The organism is Tahibacter caeni, assembly GCF_024609805.1.
GTDB lineage: Bacteria > Pseudomonadota > Gammaproteobacteria > Xanthomonadales > Rhodanobacteraceae > Tahibacter > Tahibacter caeni.
Map to the genome: position 1 here is coordinate 1 of NZ_JANFVR010000342.1, position 4,927 is coordinate 4,927.

The following is a 4,927-nucleotide window of genomic DNA, read 5'->3' on the forward strand; positions in this document are numbered from 1 at the left end:
CACGGCACGACCTTCGGCGGCAATCCGCTCGCCGCGGCCGTCGCGCGTGTCGCGCTGCGCCGCCTGGCCGAGCCGGCGCTGCTGGCCAATGTCGCGCGTCAGGCGGCCGCGCTGCGCCGCGGCCTCGCGCAGATCAACGACAGCCTCGACCTGTTCGAACAGGTGCGCGGCCGTGGCCTGATGCTCGGTGCGGTGCTCGCCGAGCCCTGGCGCGGCAAGGCCGGCGCCGCGCTGGACCTCGCCGCCGAGCATGGCCTGCTGCTGTTGCAGGCCGGCCCCGACGTGCTGCGTCTCGTGCCGGCACTGAATATCGGCGACGACGAGGTCGAAACCGGCCTGCAGCGCCTGACCGCGGCGCTGCAGGCGTTCGCGAAGTCCTAGCCGGCGCGCGCCGCGCGCAGCGCATCGCGTGCGGCGACGAGGGTTTCGCCAATCAGGTCGTCGTTGTGGGCGCTGGACAGGAAGCCGGCCTCGAATGCCGACGGCGCGAGATAGACGCCGCGCTGGAGCATGCCGTGGAAGAAGCGGTTGAACAGAGCGGTGTCGCAGGCCGTGGCCTGGGCGAAGGTCTCGACGGTCTGGTCGGTGAAGAACAGGCCGAACATGCCGCAGACGCGGTTCGTCGTCATCGGGACGCCGGCTTCCAGCGCGACCGCCTGCAGGCCGTCGGTCAGCAGGCGCGTCTTGCGGTCGATTTCCGCGTAGAAGCCCGGCGTCTGGATCAGCTCGAGCATCGCCAGCCCCGCCGCCATCGCGACGGGATTGCCTGAGAGCGTGCCGGCCTGGTAGACCGGGCCGCTCGGCGCGATCTGCTGCATGATCTCGCGGCGTCCGCCGTAGGCGCCAACCGGCATGCCGCCGCCGATGATCTTGCCGAACGTGCTAAGGTCCGGCGTGATGCCGTACAGCGCCTGGGCGCCGCCGAGCGCGACGCGGAAGCCGGTCATGACTTCGTCGAAGATCAGCAGCGCGCCGTGGCGCGTGCAGAGCTCGCGCAGGGCCTGCAGATAACCGGCGCGCGGCAGGATGCAGTTCATGTTGCCGGCCACGGGCTCGATGATGAGGCCGGCGATCTCGCTGCCGTGTTCGGCGAACAGCGCTTCGGCCGCGGCGAGGTCGTTGTAGGGCAGGGTCAGGGTCAGGTCGGCCAGGCCGGCCGGCACGCCCGGCGACGTCGGTACGCCGAAGGTCAGCGCGCCCGATCCGGCCTTCACGAGGAAGGCGTCGCCGTGGCCGTGATAGCAGCCTTCGAACTTCACGATCTTGCTGCGTCCGGTGTAACCGCGCGCCAGGCGTATCGACGCCATCGTCGCCTCGGTGCCCGAGTTGACCATGCGCACCATTTCCACCGACGGCAGCAGCCGGGTCAGCGTTTCGGCCATCGTGACTTCGGCCGGGCACGGCGTGCCGAAGGAAAGGCCGTCCTGGATCGCGCGGGCCACGGCTTCGCGCACGAACGGATGGTTGTGGCCGACGATCATCGGTCCCCAGGAGCCGACGTAGTCGATGTAGCGCTTGCCTTCCACGTCCCAGAGGCAGGCGCCGTCGGCGCGTGCGGTGAAGAACGGCTCGCCGCCGACGGACTTGAAAGCGCGCACCGGAGAGTTGACGCCGCCGGGCAGCAGCTGGCGGGCGCGTTCGAACAGAGCGTGGTTGCTAGTCATGCAGAAGGATTCCGGGAAGCGGGAAAGAGAGCGGCGAAGCGGCGCGCCGCGGCGCTGACGTCGGCCTGACCGAAGACTTCGCTGACGACGGCGAGGTAGTCGGCGCCGGCCTCGATCAGCGGCGCGGCATTGTCGGGCCTGATGCCGCCGATTGCCACGCGCGGCAAGCCGAACGCGGCGCTCGCGCGCAGCAGCTCGGGATCGGCGCGGCGCGCGAGAGGCTTGGTCGTCGACGGGAAGAACGCGCCGAACGCGAGGTAGTCGGCGCCGGCGTCCGCGAGAACGCGAGCGCGGTCGAGGTCGTCGTAGCAGGACACGCCGACGACGGCGTCGGCGCCGAGGCGGGCGCGGGCCTGGGCGATGTCGCCGTCGTCGGCACCCAGATGCACGGCGCGCGCGCCGCAGGCCAGCGCTAGCTCGATGTCGTCGTTGACGACGAACAGCGCGCCGGTATCGGCGCAGAGCCGCATCAGCGCGCGCGCCTCGTGCAGCCGGCGCGCCGCGTCGCTGGTCTTGTCGCGGTACTGCAGCATGACGGCGCCGCCGTGCAGCGCCGCCTCGGTCGCGACGACCAGGTCTTCGCGCGGACCGTCGGTGATCGCATACAGGCCCGGTGCCGGCAGCAGGGGATGTCGCATGTCGTGGCGGGTCCTGGCGTGGCCGGAGTCCGCCATTCTGGCCGATTTGAAGCCGGACGCGCTGCGCTGCGACAATGCGCACCCTTTGTCCTGAGCCCGCGCCCGCCATGTCCGCAGCTTCGTCCGGTACCGACGCACCGTTCCGCACCTTCATGTGCGTCGTCTGCGGCTTTCTTTACAACGAGGCGGAAGGCTGGCCGCAGGACGGCATCGCGCCGGGCACGCGCTGGGATGACGTGCCGGATACCTGGACCTGCCCCGACTGCGGCGTCACGAAGACCGATTTCGAGATGGTCGAGGTCGGCTGAAACAGGGCGATACCGTCCTGGTCAGTGCAGGCGGCCGGCCTGGGTCGTGCAGAGGATGAGCTGGCTCATGACCTTGTCGGCGTCCTCGGCCTGCGGCGCGAGCGCGAGATAGCGCTTGAAGTCCTCGCGCGCAGCGTGGTGGTGGCCGAGCTTCAGGTACAAGTTGCCGCGCTCGCGCCATTCGACGATGTCGAACGGATCCAGGGTGACGAGGCGATCGGTGCAGCGCAGCGCTTTGTCCCAGGCTTCGTTCTCGACGTAACCCAGACGAAGGTTGCGCAGCATGCGCGCGACTATCGCACGATGGCTCGCGGGCTCCAGCAGATGGGCCAGGCGCTGGTCATCGATGTCGCGCGCCGACAGTTCGCTGCGCGCGCGCCGGCGCAGCTCGGGCAGATCCAGGGGGCGCCCGCGGTGAAACGGATCGAGCACGACGATTCCGTCGTCCATCGGCATGCGCACGAGGAAATGCCCCGGAAACGACACGCCCTCCAGCGGCAGTCCCAGGCGCTGGGCCAAGGTGATCTGCACGATCGCCAGGGAAATCGGATTGCCCAGGCGCCGGTCCAGCACCTCGTTGAGATAGCTGTTGCGTGGATCGAAATAATCGTGCTCGTCGCCGGCGAAGCCGAGCTCTTCGAACAGAAACGCGTTGAGCCGGCTCAGGCGTTGCGTTTCGGAAGCGTCTGCCGGCAGTGCGGCGGAAAGACGGCCGGCGTACTCATCTATGCGCCGTTCGTAAACGCTGCAAGCGAGGGTCGGATATTCATCCTTGGCAACGAGCAGGGCGGCCGAAAGCAGGGAAATCTCGTGGTCGACGGCGTGTTGCAGGCCTAGCCAGGGATCATTCATTCGGCGTCTCCGGCAGCTTGTGCTGGATGGTAACCGATGCGGCAGCCTGCGCCAGCGCGCTTGTCACGATTGCGCCATTTCCAGGACAGCGGGGCGGCACGAGAGGGTTGCTTAATAGACCTGCATCCAACCGGGATGCCGATAGCTGCAGGCTCTGAAATGAAACAGTTCGTGCCGTGGTCCGACGATGATTTCTGCAACCCGCAGGGGCCGCCGCCGAGGCTGGTTCCGTACCAGGTCGGGCTGCCTTGCCATCATGCATTGGAGCAGTCCGCGCCACCGGCGCAGGCTGCTGCGGATCAGCGATGGAATTCCAGCGTATCGCCGGGCTTGACGCCGAGCTTGTCGGCCGTGCCGCCGTTGAGCTCGAGCACGTACTTCGCCGGACCGCTACTCGGATAGGAAGGGCACGGGTCCGCCTTGCACGGCGGTACGTTGTTCTGCACCGACACGACGTGGAAGTTCTTGTCGAAATAGAGCATGTCCAGCGGAATCAGCGTGTTCTTCATCCAGAACGCCTGCATGTACTCGTCGCGGAAAATGAAGAGCATGCCGCGGTCGGGCGCCATCTGCTCGCGGAACATCAGGCCGCGCATGTGCTGCTCGTCGTTTTCGGCAAGCTCGACATAGAAGGTCTTGCCCTTGAGCACGACATAAGAGATCGCCTGGGCGTGGGCCGCGACGGAACAGGCGAAGAGACCCAGTGCGGCCAATGTCCGCAGAGCGTGACGAAGCATGGTGGAGAGTTCCCTGCAGTGATTCGTGAGAATGATGGCCGCGTCAGCGCGAACGCTGGTGCTGGTCGATCAAGGTCGCCAGCGTGGTGAAGTGCTCCGGCGACATGTCGTAGAACTCGATGCCGATGCGGCCGTTGACGATGTGCTGGATCAGGGAGTCGGCAACGAATTCGGGCTGGCCCGTGAAGCTCAGCACGATGTTGACCCGGGTGCCTTCCGTGACCGGTTGGCCTTCGACCTGCTCGAGCATCGCGCCGTTGACGGACAGGTCGAGGATTCGGCCCGGCATGCCCCGACCGACCGACTCGACATAGTAGATCCCGGACGTGGCGTAGCGCGGCTCCTGGCGGCGATCGTCGTACAGTTCACCCATGGTGTTCACCGTCGTAAAACGTTGACCGATCCTAGCATAGGGATTTTTCCCCACTCGGACCGTATCGGCAGTTCGAAGCGTGGGTTCGCGGGGTCGCCGATGCGGGTTGCGAAGACAATACCGGGCCCGGTGGCGGGCTGAGCGAAATAGTTGGCGCCGCCCTCTTGCCAAACGAGCGAGTGGTGCTAGAGTTCGCGCCCCTTCGCTGGTCGGGAGAGACGGGGGAGGGGCTGCCGGAAGGTAGCGGGTTTGCGGTGGGTTGGCTTGGCGGCGGGTTGGTAAGAAGAAAGACGCGCTGCGGGGGTTGACGAACGGCAAAGAGGGGTTATGATTCGCGCCCCTTCGCTGAGGCGGT

Annotated in this window: 7 protein-coding genes; 2 read left to right on the top strand and 5 right to left on the bottom strand. The window is 67.2% G+C overall.

Translation table 11 applies throughout. The features are described from left to right. The coding region (locus NON22_RS20280) for an aminotransferase class III-fold pyridoxal phosphate-dependent enzyme (RefSeq protein ID WP_257388795.1) at positions 1-381 on the top strand (381 nt) is incomplete at its 5' end. Here NON22_RS20280 and hemL read toward each other — a convergent pair. Both hemL and thiE read right to left on the bottom strand, forming a co-directional pair. Then, positions 378-1,664 (bottom strand): glutamate-1-semialdehyde 2,1-aminomutase, encoded by a 1,287-nt coding sequence (gene hemL / locus NON22_RS20285; protein ID WP_257388796.1) that lies wholly within the window; start codon positions 1,662-1,664, stop codon positions 378-380. The two genes, NON22_RS20280 and hemL, sit on opposite strands and share 4 nt — an antisense overlap. Next, on the bottom strand, positions 1,661-2,302 hold the full coding sequence (gene thiE, locus NON22_RS20290; RefSeq protein WP_257388797.1) for a thiamine phosphate synthase: 642 nt from the start codon (positions 2,300-2,302) through the stop codon (positions 1,661-1,663). The genes hemL and thiE overlap by 4 nt, the downstream gene beginning before the upstream one ends. 107 nt (positions 2,303-2,409) lie before the next feature. Between thiE and NON22_RS20295 the strand changes: the two genes are divergently transcribed. After that, positions 2,410-2,610 carry a rubredoxin gene (locus NON22_RS20295; protein ID WP_257388798.1) on the top strand — a complete coding sequence of 67 codons (201 nt, stop codon included), beginning with the start codon at positions 2,410-2,412 and terminating at the stop codon, positions 2,608-2,610. 21 nt (positions 2,611-2,631) lie between these two features. Here the strand turns inward: NON22_RS20295 and NON22_RS20300 are convergent, their stop codons facing one another. The 3 genes from NON22_RS20300 to NON22_RS20310 form a co-directional block, all read right to left on the bottom strand. Beyond that, positions 2,632-3,462, bottom strand: coding sequence for a SirB1 family protein (locus tag NON22_RS20300; RefSeq protein WP_257388799.1), 831 nt, complete (start codon positions 3,460-3,462; stop codon positions 2,632-2,634). 299 nt (positions 3,463-3,761) lie between these two features. Next, positions 3,762-4,199, bottom strand: a complete 438-nt coding sequence (locus NON22_RS20305) for a DUF192 domain-containing protein (RefSeq protein WP_257388800.1) — start codon at positions 4,197-4,199, stop codon at positions 3,762-3,764. 43 nt (positions 4,200-4,242) lie between these two features. Continuing rightward, entirely contained in the window at positions 4,243-4,572 is a 330-nt protein-coding gene (locus NON22_RS20310; RefSeq protein ID WP_257388801.1) for a PilZ domain-containing protein, read from the bottom strand. Positions 4,573-4,927 lie beyond the last annotated feature (355 nt).